The sequence below is a fragment of the Tardiphaga robiniae genome (genome assembly GCF_013359755.1).
In the GTDB taxonomy this organism is placed as follows: domain Bacteria; phylum Pseudomonadota; class Alphaproteobacteria; order Rhizobiales; family Xanthobacteraceae; genus Tardiphaga; species Tardiphaga robiniae.
The window spans coordinates 25,514-42,488 of the sequence record NZ_JABMCJ010000061.1; the positions used below are offsets into that span (position 1 = coordinate 25,514).

At 62.8% G+C, this 16,975-nt stretch carries 11 protein-coding genes; 3 read left to right on the forward strand and 8 right to left on the reverse strand.

Going from position 1 to position 16,975, the window contains the following annotated elements:
- Positions 1–12: 12 nt before the first annotated feature.
- Positions 13–1,044 (reverse strand): LLM class flavin-dependent oxidoreductase, encoded by a 1,032-nt coding sequence (locus tag HP556_RS01570; protein WP_175365660.1) that lies wholly within the window; start codon positions 1,042–1,044, stop codon positions 13–15.
- 410 nt (positions 1,045–1,454) lie between these two features.
- Here HP556_RS01570 and metF point away from each other — a divergent pair, with 410 nt between their 5' ends.
- The 3 genes from metF to HP556_RS01585 all read left to right on the forward strand — a co-directional run bounded on the left by metF (position 1,455) and on the right by HP556_RS01585 (position 7,078).
- Positions 1,455–2,354: a methylenetetrahydrofolate reductase [NAD(P)H] gene (gene metF / locus HP556_RS01575; RefSeq protein WP_175365661.1), complete on the forward strand. Its 900-nt coding sequence runs from the start codon at positions 1,455–1,457 to the stop codon at positions 2,352–2,354.
- Positions 2,355–2,358: 4 nt separating this feature from the next.
- Positions 2,359–6,198, forward strand: coding sequence for a methionine synthase (metH, locus tag HP556_RS01580; RefSeq protein WP_175365662.1), 3,840 nt, complete (start codon positions 2,359–2,361; stop codon positions 6,196–6,198).
- Positions 6,199–6,829: 631 nt separating this feature from the next.
- Complete coding sequence (locus HP556_RS01585) at positions 6,830–7,078, forward strand: hypothetical protein (protein WP_089261574.1); 249 nt, start codon at positions 6,830–6,832, stop codon at positions 7,076–7,078.
- A gap of 186 nt (positions 7,079–7,264) precedes the next feature.
- Here HP556_RS01585 and glpK read toward each other — a convergent pair whose 3' ends face one another.
- The 7 genes from glpK to pimA all read right to left on the reverse strand — a co-directional run bounded on the left by glpK (position 7,265) and on the right by pimA (position 16,772).
- Positions 7,265–8,764 carry a glycerol kinase GlpK gene (gene glpK / locus HP556_RS01590; RefSeq protein ID WP_175365663.1) on the reverse strand — a complete coding sequence of 500 codons (1,500 nt, stop codon included), beginning with the start codon at positions 8,762–8,764 and terminating at the stop codon, positions 7,265–7,267.
- 91 nt (positions 8,765–8,855) lie between these two features.
- On the reverse strand, positions 8,856–10,058 hold the full coding sequence (locus HP556_RS01595) for an FAD-dependent oxidoreductase (RefSeq protein WP_175365664.1): 1,203 nt from the start codon (positions 10,056–10,058) through the stop codon (positions 8,856–8,858).
- 267 nt (positions 10,059–10,325) lie between these two features.
- Entirely contained in the window at positions 10,326–11,096 is a 771-nt protein-coding gene (locus HP556_RS01600; protein ID WP_175365665.1) for a glucose 1-dehydrogenase, read from the reverse strand.
- Between the two features lie 208 nt (positions 11,097–11,304).
- Positions 11,305–12,447 carry a pimeloyl-CoA dehydrogenase small subunit gene (gene pimD / locus HP556_RS01605; protein ID WP_089261584.1) on the reverse strand — a complete coding sequence of 381 codons (1,143 nt, stop codon included), beginning with the start codon at positions 12,445–12,447 and terminating at the stop codon, positions 11,305–11,307.
- A gap of 221 nt (positions 12,448–12,668) precedes the next feature.
- Positions 12,669–13,856 carry a pimeloyl-CoA dehydrogenase large subunit gene (gene pimC / locus HP556_RS01610; protein ID WP_089261586.1) on the reverse strand — a complete coding sequence of 396 codons (1,188 nt, stop codon included), beginning with the start codon at positions 13,854–13,856 and terminating at the stop codon, positions 12,669–12,671.
- Positions 13,857–13,884: 28 nt separating this feature from the next.
- Positions 13,885–15,072 carry an acetyl-CoA C-acyltransferase gene (locus HP556_RS01615; RefSeq protein ID WP_089261588.1) on the reverse strand — a complete coding sequence of 396 codons (1,188 nt, stop codon included), beginning with the start codon at positions 15,070–15,072 and terminating at the stop codon, positions 13,885–13,887.
- The gene (gene pimA, locus HP556_RS01620; RefSeq protein ID WP_175365666.1) at positions 15,069–16,772 is read right to left on the reverse strand and encodes a dicarboxylate--CoA ligase PimA; all 1,704 of its coding nucleotides are present in this window, start codon (positions 16,770–16,772) and stop codon (positions 15,069–15,071) included. The genes HP556_RS01615 and pimA overlap by 4 nt, the downstream gene beginning before the upstream one ends.
- Between the last annotated feature and the right edge of the window lie 203 nt (positions 16,773–16,975).

A 16,975-nucleotide genomic window follows, 5' to 3' on the forward strand; every position in this document is an offset into this window, starting at 1 on the left:
TCGCGGCGCTCGCTAAGCTCGCTGCGCCCAGGCTGCTGCTCTCTGCAATTGAAATACATCCGCCAACAGATCATAGGACCGCTTCCGCGCCTCATGATCATACATCGCGGTAATGACCATCAACTCATCGGCCTGGCATTCGCTGATGAGCGGCTGCAGCTTTTCCAAGACTGTCGACGGACTGCCGACGAACAGACGTGAACGATTGCGCGCGATCTTCATCTTTTCGCTGTCGCTATAAGGATAGGCCAGCGCCTCTTCGACGCTCGGCAGCGGCGCGTATTCGCCGCGGTCGCGACGGAGGCGATTGAGGTCGGCCGACGAGGCCAGCCGCTCGGCCTCGGCATCCGTCTCCGCGCAAATCACTGCGACAGCGAGAATCGCATGCGGTGCCTGCCGCCAGCTGGAGGACTTGAAGCGCGCGCGGTAATGCACCATCGCGTCGGCGGCGTCGTGGGATGCAAAATGGTGGGCGAAAGCGAAGCCCATGCCCACCTGCGCAGCGAGATCCGAACTGTAGTCGCTGGACCCGAGCAGCCAGAGCGGCGGCAGTGGCACGTCATTCGGCATCGCCACAACGTTGTTATAGGGATGACCTTCCGGGAATTGCCGCGTCTCCCACAGTACCAGCTCGCTCAGTCGCTCAAGGAAATCATCGCCCTCGCGGCCGGCAAGACGGTTGCGCAACGCATAAGCCGTCGCGCCATCGGTCCCCGGTGCGCGGCCGAGGCCGAGATCGATCCGGCCGGGAAACAGCGCCTCCAACATCTTGAAGCGCTCGGCCACCATCAGCGGCGCATGGTTCGGCAGCATCACGCCGCCGGAGCCGACCCGGATGTGCTGCGTCACTGCCGCAATCTGCCCGATCATGATCTCCGGTGCCGGGCTCGCGACCGACGCCAGATTGTGATGCTCGGCCAGCCAGTAGCGGACATAGCCGAGGCGATCGGCATGTTTGGCCAGATCGATGCTGTTGCGGAGCGCGCCCGCGGGCGGCGTGCCTGACGTGACGACCGAGAGGTCGAGAATGGACAATGGGATCATGGCGCCAAGCTAGTGCCTGCGCTGGAGAGGGCAAAGAGCGTTTTGGGCCACCAACGCCTCCCCCAAACGCCGACGGCAGCAAAGACCGCCTCTCGTGGGACGAATTCTGATATAAGAATAATTACACGACATCTGCCCACATACATCGTCATAGATCGAAGCGGCCAGATCGGCTATTTAAGGCCATATTCTGGTAATTTTGCAGGAAACCGGCGCTGCCCACTTATATTCCAATGAGGGAAATTACGCGAGATATCTGCTCTTAGTTGGGCCAATTCCCACCCTAAAACCGCTCCAGATGGGCTATTTCAGTCACCGACCATAGCCTATCTTTGTGCAGTGCAGCCAACGTCCCCCGGGCTTGGCGCCAGAGACAACCGGTACCGCTTCATGCGGTGGAGTTCGACGCGATGACCGAGATCAACCCGGCCACCCCCACCAAGCTTCCCAATATTTCCTTCGAGTTCTTCCCGCCGAAGACCGAGGAGATGGACCGGACCCTGTGGGACACCATTGAGCGCCTGGCGCCGCTGAACCCGTCCTTCGTGTCGGTGACCTATGGCGCCGGTGGGTCGACGCGCGAGCGCACCCACGCCACCATCGTCCGTCTGCTCAAGGAGACCGCCCTCACCCCGGCGGCGCATCTGACCTGCGTCGGCGCGCCGAAAAGCGAAATCGACGATGTCGTAACCCGCTATCATGAGGCCGGCGTTCGCCACATCGTGGCCCTGCGCGGCGATCCGACCACGGGCATCGGCACGGAATATATACCGCACCCCGACGGTTACAAGACCTCCGCCGATCTGGTCGCCAGCATCCGCAACCGCTATCCCGATATCGACGTCACCGTCTCCGCCTATCCGGAGAAGCATCCCGAGAGCGCCGACTTCGATGCTGACATCGATACGCTAAAGGCGAAAGTCGATGCCGGCGCGACTCGCGCCATCACCCAGGTGTTCTTCGATAACGACCTGTATTTCCGCTACCTCGACAAGGTCCGCGCCCGCGGCATCGATATCCCGGTGCTGCCCGGCATCATGCCGATGCATAATTTCAAGCAGGCGAGAGCCTTCGTCACCCGTGCTGGCACCACAGTGCCCGACTGGCTCGCCGCCAAGTTCGACGGCCTCGATAACGATGCCGAGACACGCAAACTGGTAGCCACCACCGTGGCCGCTGGCCAAGTGCAGAAGCTCGCCAAGCAGGGCGTCTCCGATTTCCATTTCTACACGATGAACCGCGCCGATCTCGTTTTCGCCATTAGTCACCTGTTGGGCTTCCGGCCGAACGGCGCGCAGAAAGCTGCCTGATCTCATGTCCGTACCCGTTTCGCCGAAGCGTACCGAACTGCTTGCCGCCGCTGCCGAGCGCATTCTCGTGCTCGACGGTGCCATGGGCACTATGATCCAGGGTCTGCAATTCGACGAGGCCGCATTCCGCGGTGAGCGCTACAAGAATTTCCACCGCGACCTCCGCGGCAACAACGACCTGTTGATCCTGACGCAGGCCGACGCCATCGAGGACATCCACGCGCAATATCTGCGCGCCGGTGCCGACATCGTCGCCACCAACACCTTCTCCTCGACCTCGATCGCGCAGGCCGATTACGACCTGCAGGACATCGCCTATGAGATGAGCCGCGAAGGCGCGCGCCTCGCCAAGAACGCCGCGATCACCGTCGCTGCCGAGGACGGCAAGCCGCGCTTCGTCGCCGGCGCCATCGGCCCGACCAACCGCACCGCCTCGATCTCGCCGGATGTCGCCAATCCCGGCTATCGCGCGGTGACCTTCGACGACCTCCGCATCGCCTATAGCGAGCAGATCAACGGTTTGCTCGACGGCGGCGCCGACCTCCTGCTGGTTGAAACCATCTTCGACACGCTGAACGCCAAGGCGGCGCTCTATGCCATTGCCGAAATCTGCGAGGCGCGCGGCATCGACGTGCCGGTGATGATCTCCGGCACCATCACCGACAAGTCCGGTCGCCTGTTGTCCGGCCAGATGCCGGAAGCGTTCTGGAATTCGGTGAAGCACGCCAGGCCCGCCACCATCGGCTTCAACTGCGCCCTCGGCGCCGAAGACCTGCGCGCGCATATCGCCGATATCGGCCGCGTCGCCGATACCCTCGTCTGCGCCTATCCGAATGCCGGCCTGCCCAACGAATTCGGCCAGTATGACGAGAGCCCGGAATTCATGGCGGGGCTGATCGGCGAGTTCGCTGCCAGCGGCCTCGTCAATGTGGTCGGCGGCTGCTGCGGCACCACGCCGGACCATATCGCGGCCATCGCCAAGGCCGTCGCGCCGCACAAGCCGCGCGTTGTACCGGAGATCGCACCGCTCCTGCGCCTGTCAGGTCTGGAGCCATTCGAACTGACCTCGGCGATTCCCTTCGTGAATGTCGGCGAGCGCACCAACGTCACGGGCTCCGCGAAATTCCGCAAGCTGATCACCGCCGGCGACTACACCGCCGCGCTGCAGGTGGCGCGCGACCAGGTCGAGAACGGCGCACAGGTCATCGACGTCAATATGGACGAAGGCCTGCTGGATTCCGAGGCGGCGATGGTCGAGTTCCTCCATCTCGTCGCCTCCGAGCCGGATATCGCCCGCGTCCCGGTGATGGTCGACTCGTCGAAATTCAACGTCATCGAAGCCGGCCTGAAATGCGTTCAGGGCAAGCCGATCGTCAATTCGATCTCGATGAAGGAAGGCGTGGAGAAGTTCATCCATGAGGCCAAGATCGCGCAGCGCCATGGCGCCGCCGTGGTCGTGATGGCCTTCGACGAGGTCGGCCAGGCCGACACGTTCGCGCGCAAGACCGAGATCTGCAAACGCGCTTACGACATTCTGGTAGGTGAGCTGAACTTCCCGCCGGAAGACATCATTTTCGATCCGAACATTTTCGCCATTGCGACCGGCCTCGAAGAGCACAATAATTACGGCGTCGACTTCATCGAGGCTACGCGCTGGATCCGCCAGAACCTGCCGCATGCCCATATTTCCGGCGGCGTCTCCAACCTCTCCTTCTCGTTCCGCGGCAACGAGCCGGTACGCGAGGCGATGCATTCGGTGTTCCTGTATCACGCCATCAAGGCGGGCATGGATATGGGCATCGTCAATGCCGGCCAGATGATCGTCTATGACGACATCGATCCTGAACTGCGCCAGGTCTGCGAGGACGTCATCCTCAACCGCGATCCCGGCGCCTCGGAACGGCTGCTCGAACTCGCCGAGAAATTCCGCGGCCAGACCAAGCAGGCCAAGGAGCAGGATCTCACCTGGCGCGAATGGCCGGTGGAGAAGCGGCTGAGCCACGCGCTGGTGCACGGCATCACCCAATATATCGACGAGGATACCGAAGCTGCACGCCTGACCGTGGCGCGCCCGCTGCATGTCATCGAGGGCCCGCTGATGGCCGGCATGAACATTGTCGGCGACCTGTTCGGCGACGGAAAGATGTTCCTGCCGCAGGTGGTGAAGTCGGCCCGCGTGATGAAGCAGGCGGTGGCCTACCTGATGCCGTTCATGGAGCAGGAGAAGGCCGACAATCTCGCCGCAGGGATCACCGGGGATGGCCGCAAGAATGCCGGCAAGATCGTGCTCGCCACGGTGAAGGGCGATGTCCACGACATCGGCAAGAACATTGTCGGCATCGTGCTCCAGTGCAACAATTTCGAGGTCATCGATCTCGGCGTCATGGTGCCGGCATCGAAGATCATCGACACCGCTAAGGCCGAAGGCGCCGACATCATCGGCTTGTCCGGCCTGATCACGCCGTCATTGGACGAGATGACGTTCCTGGCCGGCGAGATGGAACGGCAGGGTCTGAAGATGCCGCTGCTGATCGGCGGCGCGACGACCAGCCGCGTGCATACGGCGGTGAAGATCGATCCGAACTACCGCGCCGGCGCTGTGGTGCATGTCAACGATGCCAGCCGCGCCGTGGGCGTTGCCTCGTCGCTGCTGTCGCCGGAGAAGAGCGTCGCCTATGCGGCCGAGGTGCGCGCCGATTATGCGAAGATTTCTGCCGCGCATTTCCGCGCTCAGCAGGACAAGAAGCGGCTCTCGCTGATCGCAGCGCGCGCCAACGCGCATGTCGCGGACTTCAGCAAGACGGTGCGCAAGCCGACCTTCCTGGGCATCCGGACTTTCAGCGATTATTCGCTCGAAGAGCTTGCTGCCTATATCGACTGGACGCCGTTCTTCCAGACCTGGGAACTGTCCGGCCGTTTCCCCGGCATCCTCACCGACAGCGTGGTCGGCGAAGTCGCGACGTCGCTCTATGCCGATGCGCAGAAGATGCTCAAGCAGATCGTCGAGGAGAAGTGGTTCACGGCGAAGGCAACCATCGGCTTCTGGCCGGCCAACGCCGTGGGCGACGACATCCGCCTCTATGCCGATGACACCCGCACAACCGAGATCGCGACGCTCTACACGTTGCGCCAGCAGCTCGAAAAGCGCGAGGGTCGCTTCAACGCCGCGCTTTCCGACTTCATCGCGCCGAAGACCTCGAATGTGCCGGATTATATCGGCGGCTTCGTCGTCACCGCGGGCATCGGCGAGGATATTATCGCCGATCGCTTCAAGAACGCCAATGACGACTACTCGTCAATCTTGTGCAAGGCACTGGCCGACCGTCTCGCCGAAGCCTTTGCAGAACGCATGCATGAGCGCGTGCGCAAGGAGTTCTGGGCCTATACGCCGGACGAGAACATCTCGACCGACGACCTGATCCTGGAGAAGTATCAGGGCATCCGCCCTGCTCCCGGCTATCCCGCACAGCCCGATCACACCGAGAAGGCGACGATCTTCAAATTGCTCGATGCGGAGAACACTGCGGGCGTAACACTCACCGAAAGCTACGCCATGTGGCCGGGCTCGTCGGTGTCCGGGCTCTATTTCAGCCATCCCGAGAGCTATTATTTCGGCGTCGGCAAGATCGAGCGCGATCAGGTCGAGGAATATGCCGCGCGCAAGAACATGAGCGTGGCCGAGGTGGAACGTTGGCTGGCGCCGGTGCTGAACTACATTCCGGGTGCCGAGCCTGCGCCGGTCGCCGTACCCGCGCCTGCCAATGACGAACTCGCGACCCATCCGCCGGGATGTAACTGCGCGGTGCATTTGATGTATCGCGGCAAGAAGGTCGGAGCGAAGTAGCGCTTTGCAAGTCGCAGGATGTGCTTGTCAAACAGCCAAGCTCTCGCATTCTCGCGGCGCTTGCGCGTCCGAGGTATGAGCAGTCCCCCTCAAACGATGAGGGGTGGCGGCGCGCCGTGAGGCGCAAAGGGTGGTTTTATCGCGATCCGCTCCACCGGAACGCCGGCAAGCTGCAACCGCGCAACGCCTCACGGCGCGCCACCGCGGCGATTTCTGTCCCCGGGACCGTTGTTCCGGGCAAAGGCGCAGAGCTCCGCACTCCGCTGATCCCGACGGTTTCCCGCCGTTCACCAATGCCACGTCCAGCCAGCATGAGTGGCAGACCCCCGTAGTGGGGCCGGACGGTGACCCAAGACCTCCCGAGTGCGCGGGGTACGTCACCCCACACCCGCAGGCGCCGCATCCCTGTCCACTTCAAGACGCCTCTAGAAGCGCCCCTCGCGAACGGGATAGAAGGCATATAGACCTATATAGGATTTTCGTCAATAGGGCGTGAGGGATTATTTTCTCTCTACCACCGCCGCGACGAATTCCGCTCCCGGCAAAGTTATCGTTTCAATCCCGTGGCGACGGAACGATCAGGAAGGCCGCAGCTTGTCGTATGCGCAATATTTGCGTTTGGAGGGTTGAAATGAAACGTACCATGATCGCGACGGCAGCCGCGGCGCTCCTGGGTCTGGGCCTGATGCTTCCAGCGAACGCCATGCCGGTCGGTGGGCTTGCACCTGCGAGCACCGCCAGCGACATCATCCAGATTCGTGGCCATGGCGGCGGACATCACGGCATGCACCGCGGCGGGCGTGGACATCATTACGGCTGGGGCCGCGGACGCGGCCATCATTATGGCTGGTCGCGCGGACGGCATCGCGGCTGGCGCTAAAATCTGATTCATCTTCGATGAATCAGATTCTAGCTTCTTCTTTTATTTGAGCATGATCTTATCCGAAAACCGGTATCTACTTTTCGGGATCATGCTCTAACGACCAACAGCAGGCGCGATCAACCTGACATGAACATCATGAAGAGCCGCCCGCACAGGCGGCTCTTTCTGTTGGCGAGCAGGCTTTCAATCCTTCCCCGGATCGCTCGCCAGCACACCCTTCACCGCCTGCGCCCAGCCCTTCAGTTTTCGTGTCCGCGTGGCTTCGCTCATGGCCGGCTTGAAGCGGTGTTCGAGCCGCCAGTTGTCGGCGAATTTGGCAGGCTCCGGAAATACGCCGGCCGTGAGACCGGCGAGATAGGCAGCACCCAGCGCGGTGGTTTCCTGGATCATCGGGCGATCGACTGGTGCATTCAGCAGATCCGCGAGACGCTGCATGGTCCAGTCCGATGCGGTCATGCCGCCATCGACGCGCAGCACGACAGTCGCAGCGGAGACATCGGGCCAGTCGGCACGCATCGCCGCATAGAGATCCCTCGTCTGATAGCAGACGCTTTCCAGCGCGGCATGGGCGAGTTCGGCCGGGCCGGTGTTGCGCGTCAGTCCGAACAGCGCTCCGCGCACATCGGGATTCCAGTAAGGCGCACCGAGGCCGACAAAGGCCGGGACCAGATAGACCGATTGCGAAGAATCGTTCTGATCAGCGAGCGGCCCGCTTTCGGCCGCGCTCTTGATGATGCCGAGCCCGTCACGCAGCCACTGCACGGCGGAGCCGGCAACGAAGATCGAACCTTCCAGCGCATAGGTCCGCACGCCGTTGAGCTGATAGGCAACCGTGGTGAGCAGCTTGTTCTTCGATTGCACCGGCGTCGTGCCGGTGTTGAGCAGCGCAAAACAGCCGGTGCCGTAAGTCGACTTGATCATGCCCGGCGCGAAACAGGCCTGCCCGATGGTTGCAGCCTGCTGATCCCCGGCAATGCCGCCGATGATGATCGTGCCACCGAACAGATCGGTGCTGCCGAAATCCGACGAAGAGTCCTGCACCCTGGGCAGCATCGCCTTGGGCACACGCAGCAGCTTCAGCAGTTCGTCATCCCACTCGCCGGTGTGGATGTTGAAGAGCTGCGTGCGCGAGGCATTGGTGGCGTCGGTGGCATGCACCTTCCCCGCCGTCAGCCGCCACAGCAGATAGCAATCGACAGTGCCGAACAGCAATTCGCCGCGCTCGGCGCGGTCGCGCGCGCCGGGGACATGATCGAGAATCCACGCCACTTTCGTTCCGGAGAAATACGGATCGATGATCAGGCCGGTCTTTTGCGTGATCAACGGCTCATGGCCGTCGGCTTTCATCTGCGCGCAGATCTCCGCGGTACGGCGGTCCTGCCAGACGATGGCACGGTGCACAGCCTGGCCGGTGACGCGGTCCCACACCACCACCGTCTCGCGCTGATTGGTGATGCCGATGGCGGCAATATCCTTCGCGGTAACGCCCGCCTTCGTCATGGCCTCGTGGCAAACGGCCAACGTCGAGGTCCAGATATCCTCGGGCTCATGCTCGACCCAGCCGGAGGCCGGGAAATGCTGCGGGAATTCCTGCTGCGCACTGGCCGCGATCGAGATGTCGGCGCGAAAGATCATCGCGCGCGAGGATGTGGTGCCCTGATCGATGGCCATCACGAAAGACATGACGTTTCTTCCCGAAAGATTGTGGTCGCGTTGTGTTGGGAGGCGCAGGCAACCGGATTAGCGCGGGCGCGTCAAGCGGCAGCGCCGGCGGTCAGGTCGCCGAGTCGATCATCATGACCAGAGCGGACGCGACCATCGCCAGTTCGCGCGGCAGCGTCTCGCGGGCCCGCCGCACCATGCCCTCGCCGAGCCGGCCAAAGAAACGCGCCCAGCGCTGCGCGCGCCAATACAGCGAATTCTCGACAGTGACTGAGCGCAGCTTGAACGCCTTGCCGGTGGCCCAGGCGTCGCATTCCAGCTTCAACGGATCGGCGTAATATTGCGCGATCTTGTCGGCGCCCATGCCTGAAGTCGCGAGCCAGTTCGGGATATGCACGCTGCAGAGCTGCGCGACATCGGTGAACACCTTGTCGGTGCCGGTGCCGCTGCCCGGGCACGGCGAAGCAAAGGCATCGCCAACCAGCACGACGCCAGGCTGGACCACATTGTCGCTCTCATAGAGATCGATGGGGCGGATCCTGATATCGCCGGATATCTTGTAGTCGCCGATCAGCGCGCGCAGTTTCGGCAGGCAGGCGTCAAGCGCCGCCTCGGGCGTCCGGCGCATCTGGCGAATCCAGGGATCGTCGGTCTCGCGATAGACGAACAGATTGCCGCGCATCGTGTCGCCGATCGGGAACAGCGTGACATAGGCGGTGCGATGAACCGTGGTTTCCGCGAAATAAGTGAGCGCCGGAAAGGCAAAACGTTCACGGCCGACGGGCGCGATATCGAAACCCACCGAGATCGAATGATTGGCCGAGATGACCGGGCGGCCGATATTGAGCTGATTGCGCAGGCTGACGCTGGCGCCGTTGGCGAGCACAACGAGACGCGCGGAAATCTCCTCGCCATTGGACAGGCCGATGGTCTGACGGTCATCCGATGTGGCGATCGACGTCGCCTTGGCGTGAATGGTCTCGACAGATGACGGGATCTGGCCACGCACGGTATTGACCAGCGTGTCATAGAGAAAGCCGTGCTGCTGACTGGGGCGCTTGTCGATCACGCGGCCGAAACGCGCGATCCAGATCTCGTCGTCATGGGTGGCGGCACCGAGCACCGCATCGACGAGACCTGTCTTGCGCAGCCGCTCGAGCTGGACGCCGCCGCTGATCTTCTCGCAGCGGAGTTCGGGGGGATGGACCTGATGCGGTTCGATCAGGATCGCAGACACACCGGCGCGACCGAGCATCGCCGCAGCCGTCGACCCGGCGAGGCCGCCACCAATGATCGCGATATCCGTCTGCCGCACGGGAACTCTCCAGCTGCGGCTATCCGTGCGCCCGAAATGTTAAAAAACGGGAAAGGATTGAGGCAGGCGGCAAGTGGCTACCGCCGGAGGTTTGTTTCGCGGGATTTCTTACCCTCCCCTGCAGGGGGAGGGTCGGCGATCATCGCGCGCAGCGCGGTGAGAGGCGGCGTGGGGTGAAGCTGCGGGCGACAGCGTCTGTGGCTTCACCCCACCCCGACGAACGCTACGCGTTCGTCGACCCTCCCCCTTCAGGGGAGGGTAAGGACGTCACACCGATGCGGTCGTCACGCCGCCGTCGATGACGATGGTCTGGCCGGTCATGAAGGTGGAGGAATCCGAGCCGAGATAGGCGACGGCGCCAGCGATCTCGTGGGGTTCGCCGATCCGGCGCAGCGGCGTGGTTGCGGTGCGGCGCTTGAGATTGGCCTCGTCTTCCCACAGCGCTTTCGCGAAGTCGGTCTTCACCAGCCCAGGCGCGATGCAATTGACGCGCACGCCCTTCGGTCCCCATTCGCCGGCGAGGCTGCGACACAGGGAGAAGTCGGCAGCCTTGGAGATGCCGTAGGCGCCAATCACCGTGGACCCGCGCAGACCGCCGATGGATGAGATGATGACGACAGAGCCCTTGCCGCGCTCGGCCATTGCCGGGATCGCCTTGGCGCAGAGCCAGATGTTGCTCTTGACGTTGGAGCCCATGATCTTGTCAAAGGCCTCATCCGCAATATCGAGCAGCGGACCGTAATAGGGATTCACCGCGGCATTGCAGACCAGAATATCGATCGGGCCGTAATGTTTCACGGTGCCATCGATCAAAGCTTCGACCTCGTCGCGGCGCGAGATGTTGCAGGGAATGACATGGGCATCACCGCCATTGGCCTTGATGCCATCGACCACGGCCTGACAGGCATCGGCCTTGCGGCTGGAGACGACGACCTTGGCACCGAGGCTGGCGAGCAATTCCGCGGAGGCCTTGCCGATGCCGCGGCTGGACCCGGTGATGACGGCGACCTTGCCGGTGAGGTCGAAGGGATTGTTCACGGGCGGCCTCCTTGTTGTTGATTGATTTTAGCGACGGCGCATTCCTTCTCCCCGCATGCGGGGAGAAGGTGGCTGGAATGCGCGTAGCGCGTTCGAGTCGGATGAGGGGGACTCTCCACGAGTTCATGAGCGCGTGGAGAGTCCCCCTCACCCGGATTGCTTCGCAATCCGACCTCTCCCCGCAAGCGGGGAGAGGTTAAGAGCAGAGTTACTCCGTGATCCCGCCCGCCTGCGCGACGCGGCGGAGGTGATAATCGGCATCGCCGAACTGCTGCTCGATCATGGTCAGCCGCTTGAAGTAGTGGCCGATCTTGTACTCCATGGTCACGCCGACGCCGCCATGCAGCTGCACGCCGCCCTGGCCGACGAAGCGCGCGGAGCGGCCGATCTGCACCTTGGCAGCGGCGACCGTCTTGGTGCGTTCGTCGAGATCGGTGAAGCTCGACGCCATCGAGGCCAGGAACGACATGCTGCGCGCGGTCTCCAGCGCGGTGAACATGTCGGCCGCGCGGTGCTGCAGCGCCTGGAACGAGCCGATGGCGACGCCGAACTGCTTGCGCTCCTTGATGTACTCGACGGAGATCTTCAGTGCCTCTTCCATCGCGCCGACCGCTTCGGCACACAGTGCGATGCGGGCGTCATCGACGACCTGATTGACGATCGACAAGCCATCCTCGGCATTGCCGATCGCAGCATCTGCGCCGACCTCGACATTGTTCAGCTTGATATCGGCGGCGCGGCTGCCGTCCTGCGTCTCATAGCCCTTGATGTCGACGCCCTTGGCATTGGCCGGCACCAGGAACACGCCGACGCCCTTGGCATCGCGCTGGCCACCGGCGGTGCGTGCGGTGACGATCAGCGTATCGGCGGTGTCGCCGTGACCGACGACGAACTTCTCGCCGGACAACGTGTAGCCCGAACCGCTCTTCTTGGCCGACGTCTTGATGTCCCCGAGGTCATAGCGTGAGTCACGCTCGACCTGTGCAAAAGCCATGGTCTTGGAGCCGTCGATGATCCCGGGCAGATGCGCAGCACGCTGCTCCGCAGAGGCGCGGCGCAGGAAACCGCCGCCGAGCACCACCGTGTCGAGATAGGGCTCGACCACGAGATTACGGCCCAGCGCTTCCATCACGATCATGGTCTCGATCGGACCGGCACCGAAGCCACCGTCATCTTCCGAGAACGGCAGACCGAGCAGGCCCTGTTCGGCAAACTTGCCCCAGACGTCGCGGCTCCAGCCGCCCTTCTCGGCGCGATACTTCTTGCGAGCCTCGAATTCGTAAGACGATTTCAGCAGGCCGTCGACGCTGTCCTTGAGGAGGCGCTGCTCCTCCGACAAATCAAAATCCATGGTCTTTCTCTCTCGGATCGCGCGTAACGCGCGTGTGAATGTGTTTAAGCTCCCTAACCTCTCCCCGCTTGCGGGGAGAGGTTAGGGCGAGCGAAGCGGAGCCTTCGGGTGAGGGGGACTATCCGCGGGCACCGGGCCGGCGGAGGCTCCCCCTCATCCGGTCCGAATGCGCTACGCGCAATCGGACCACCTTCTCCCCGCAAGCGGGGAGAAGGAAGACATCACAGTCCCAGCACCGCTTTCGCGATGATGTTGCGCTGGATCTCGTTGGAGCCGCCATAGATCGACACCTTGCGGTAGTTGAAATAGGTCGGCGCGATCGGCGAGGCCCAGTCGCCCTCTTCGTTCTGCCCTTCGCCTTCCGGCATGAACGGCAATGCGAATGGGCCGGTGACTTCGAGCAGCAGCTCGGTGAGCGTCTGCTGGATTTCCGAGCCCTTGATCTTGAGGATCGACGAGGCCGGATCCGGCTTACCCTTGCCGTGCTTGCCTTCGGCCGCGACGACGCGCATCTGCGTCAGTTCGAGCGCCTTCAGCTCGATCTCGGTCGCAGCCAGCTTCTGGCGGAACTGCGGATCCTCGATCAGCGGTTTGTCACCGGACATCACGCTGGACGCCAGCTCCTTGATGCGGCGGATGCGCTCCTTCGACATGCCGACGCGCGCGATGTTGACGCGCTCGTTGCCGAGCAGGAATTTGGCGTAGTCCCAGCCCTTGTTCTCTTCACCAACCAGATTCTCGGCCGGCACCACGACCTCATCGAAGAACACTTCGTTGACTTCGACGCCGCCATCGATGGTCTGGATCGGGCGGACGGTGATGCCCTTCGACTTCATGTCGATGAGGATGAAGGAGATGCCCGACTGCTTCTTCGCATCGGGGTCGGTGCGACAAAGGCAGAAGATCCAGTCGGCATGTTGCGCGAGCGTGGTCCAGGTCTTCTGGCCGTTGACGATATAGGTATCGCCCTTCTTCTTCGCCGTGGTCTTCAGCGAGGCGAGGTCCGAACCCGAGCCCGGCTCCGAGAAGCCCTGGCACCACCAGTCGTCCATATTCGCAATGCGCGGCAGGAAGTGCTTCTTCTGCTGCTCATTGCCAAAAGTGTAGATGACTGGGCCGACCATGTTGACGCCGAACGGTAGCGGCGGCGGCGCCGGGGTCTTCTGTAGCTCTTCGAGGAAGATGTACTGCTTCGCCGCGCTCCAGCCGGTGCCGCCATATTCCTGCGGCCAATGCGGGACGGCCCAGCCCTTCTTGTTGAGCGTGCGCTGCCAGTTCACCAGGTCGTCCTTGCTGGTGTGGTGACCTTCCTGCAGTTTCTTGCGCACCGCCGGGTCGAGGCTTTCGCGGAAAAAGGTGCGCACCTCGTCGCGGAATGCTGTTTCTTCTTTGCTGAAGCTCAGATCCATCGGATCCTCCTTGTGAGCAGATGTGTAATTACTGAACGATTTCGAGCAGGCCGGCGGAGCCCATGCCGCCGCCGACGCACATGGTGACGACGGCATATTTCGCCTTGCGGCGGCGGCCTTCGATCAGCGCGTGACCGGCGAGACGTGCGCCCGACATGCCATAGGGATGGCCGACCGAGATCGCGCCACCATTGACGTTGAGCTTTTCCGGATCGATGCCGAGCTTGTCGCGGCAGTACAGAACCTGCACGGCGAAGGCTTCATTGAGTTCCCAGAGATCGATGTCCTCGATCTTGAGGCCATGACGCTTCAAGAGGCGCGGCACGGCGAACACTGGACCGATGCCCATTTCATCCGGCTCGCAGCCGGCGGAGACGAAGCCGCGGAAGATGCCGAGCGGCTTGAGGCCCTTCTGCGCAGCGAGCTTGTCGCTCATGATCACGGTGGCGCTGGCGCCGTCCGAGAGCTGCGAGGCATTGCCGGCGGTGATGGTGAAGCCATCGCCGCGCACGGCCTTCAGACCGGCGAGGCCTTCGGCAGTGGTTTCTGGACGCGGGCCTTCATCCTTCGACAGCGTGATGTCCTTGAACGAGACTTCGCCGGTCGCCTTGTCGACGACCCCCATCCTGGTCGCGATTGGCGCCAGTTCGTCGTTGAACTTGCCGCCCTGCTGCGCGGCCGCGGTGCGGCGCTGGCTCTCCAGCGAATATTCGTCCTGGCGTTCGCGTGAGATGTTGTAGCGCTTGGCCACCGTCTCGGCGGTGTCGAGCATCGGCATATAGACGTCGCCCTTGATCTTCATCAGTTCGGGATCGACGGTGTGGAACTTGTTGGCGTGCTCGTTCTGCACCAGCGAGATCGACTCGCCGCCGCCGCCAACCGCGATCTCGACGCCGTCGAAGATCACCGAACGTGCGGCCAGCGCAATCGCCTGCAGGCCCGAAGCGCACTGACGATCGATAGTGGTGCCGCCAACCGTGACCGGCAGGCCGGCGCGGAGCAGCGCCTTGCGTGCGATGTTGCCGCCGGTCGCACCCTGCTGCAGGGCTGCGCCCATCACCACATCTTCGACTTCCTTGGGATCAATGCCGGCGCGCTTGACGGCATGCTCGATCGCATGGCCGAGCAGCGTCGCGCCTTCGGTGGCATTGAGGGCGCCGCGAAAGGCCTTGCCGATCGGCGTACGGGCGGTGGAAACGATAACGGCTTCGGTCATGGGCGGGGTCCTCCAGAGGCGGTTTGTTGTTGCGAGGTTGTTTCTTGGTTCATGATGGGCGTGGGTTGCAACCCGCGCAAGGCGTGACGCGAGAGTTTTCCGACCGCAGTGCGCGGCAAATCGTCGACGAAATCCAGGGCGGCCGGTAGTTCATGCTTGCCGAGCTTGCCGGTGAGAAACGCGCGCAGCTCGTCGATAGTGAACGGCGCCGCGCCATTGCGCAGCCTGATAAAGGCCTTAGCCGCTTCACCGCGATATTGATCGACGACGCCGATCACGATCACTTCCTGTACGGAGGGATGTTCGTAAATCGCCTGCTCGATCATCTGCGGATAGACGTTGAAACCGCCGGAGATGATCATGTCCTTCTTACGATCGACCAGATAGAAGAATCCGTCTTCATCCATGTAGCCGATATCGCCGGTGAGGAAGCGATCGCCGACGAATGACTCGGCACTCTCCTGCGCGCGGTTCCAGTAGCCTTTGGTGACGTTCGGCCCCTTGATGCGGATTTCGCCGGTTTCGTTGACGCCGAGCACCCTGGTCGGGTCATCGAGTGACACCACGTCAATCTCGATCCCTGGCAGCATCAGGCCGATCGAGCCCGGCTTGTCGAGACCGCCGGGCGGATGGCTGGTGCCGGGCGAGCAGGTTTCGGTCATGCCCCAGCCGCTCTTCAGCGACAGGCCAGTCTTGCGCTCGAACAGACGCGCCACTTCATCGGGCAACGGCGCGCCGCCAGAGGCCGCCGACACCAGCGACGACAGATCGCGGGTCTCCAGCGACGGATCGGCCGCGATGGCGATCCACATGGTGGGCACGCCGGGAAATACGGTGGCCTTCTTCTTCTCGATATCGTCGAGCACGCGGCTGACATCGAAACGCTGATGCAGCGAAATGGCGTCACCGAGGCTGATGCGGCTCAGCAGGATCACGGTCAGTGCATAGATATGAAACAGAGGCAGCACGCAGATGACGCGCTCGATCCGATTGCGCCCGGCGCGTGCCGGCGCGCCCCATAGATTGTAGATCGAGACCGCCGAGGTGAGATTGCCGTGGCTCAGCATCGCGCCTTTCGGCAGGCCGGTGGTGCCGCCGGTATATTGCAGCAATGCGACATCATCGGCCGAAATCTCCGGCCACTGCGTCGGCGGCGTGGCGCCTGCGGTAAAATTGCGGAAAGTGACGATGGCGGGATTTTCCGGCAGCGGCAGCTGCGGATTGTTGACGGGGCCCCAGTCGTCATCCTCGCAGACGATCAGGCGATCGAGCAGGCCTTTGTCGAGAAACTTCAGTGCCATCGGCAGCAACGCCGCGAGGTTGCTCGTCACCAGCACGCGTGCGCCGGAATCCTTGAGCTTGTGGGACAGCGCGATCTCGCCATCGAGCGGCGACAAATGCACGAGGCGGGCGCCGGCCTTGAGGCCACCGAAGAAATGCACCGGATGATCCGGCGTATTGCCGAGAAAGATGCCGATGGAGGAGCCCTTGCCATAGCCGGCGCGCATCAGCGCGGCAGCTATGATATCGACGCGCGCCTGCAGATCATTGAACGAGATCGGCTGATCCCGAAATTCGATGGCGGTGCGGTCACCATGTTTTGCAACGGAGTCGGCAAGCAGACCCGGCAGCGACCCACGCGCAATCGGCGCGTCCCATCTGACGCCCGGTGGGTAGTGCTGTTCGCCGGGATGGGTCATGGACGATGGACCTGCAATGATAGTAGCCGCTGCGCGTAATATCCCTCCCCCTTGTGGGGAGGGTCGGCCGAGCGACGTCGATGCGCAGCATCGACGGAAGCGGAGGCCGGGGTGGGGGTGCCACAAGCTCTGAGTGCGGGGCTACCCCCACCCGACCGACCTTCGGTCGGCCACCCTCCCCACAAGGGGGAGGGAAAAGAGCA

Bases quoted from the DNA above. Each gene is read 5' to 3' on its own strand.
- HP556_RS01570 (WP_175365660.1), bottom strand. From the start codon at position 1,044: ATGATCCCATTGTCCATTCTCGACCTCTCGGTCGTCACGTCAGGCACG.
- metF (WP_175365661.1), top strand. From the start codon at position 1,455: ATGACCGAGATCAACCCGGCCACCCCCACCAAGCTTCCCAATATTTCC.
- metH (WP_175365662.1), top strand. From the start codon at position 2,359: ATGTCCGTACCCGTTTCGCCGAAGCGTACCGAACTGCTTGCCGCCGCT.
- HP556_RS01585 (WP_089261574.1), top strand. From the start codon at position 6,830: ATGAAACGTACCATGATCGCGACGGCAGCCGCGGCGCTCCTGGGTCTG.
- glpK (WP_175365663.1), bottom strand. From the start codon at position 8,764: ATGTCTTTCGTGATGGCCATCGATCAGGGCACCACATCCTCGCGCGCG.
- pimD (WP_089261584.1), bottom strand. From the start codon at position 12,447: ATGGATTTTGATTTGTCGGAGGAGCAGCGCCTCCTCAAGGACAGCGTC.
- pimC (WP_089261586.1), bottom strand. From the start codon at position 13,856: ATGGATCTGAGCTTCAGCAAAGAAGAAACAGCATTCCGCGACGAGGTG.
- HP556_RS01615 (WP_089261588.1), bottom strand. From the start codon at position 15,072: ATGACCGAAGCCGTTATCGTTTCCACCGCCCGTACGCCGATCGGCAAG.
- pimA (WP_175365666.1), bottom strand. From the start codon at position 16,772: ATGACCCATCCCGGCGAACAGCACTACCCACCGGGCGTCAGATGGGAC.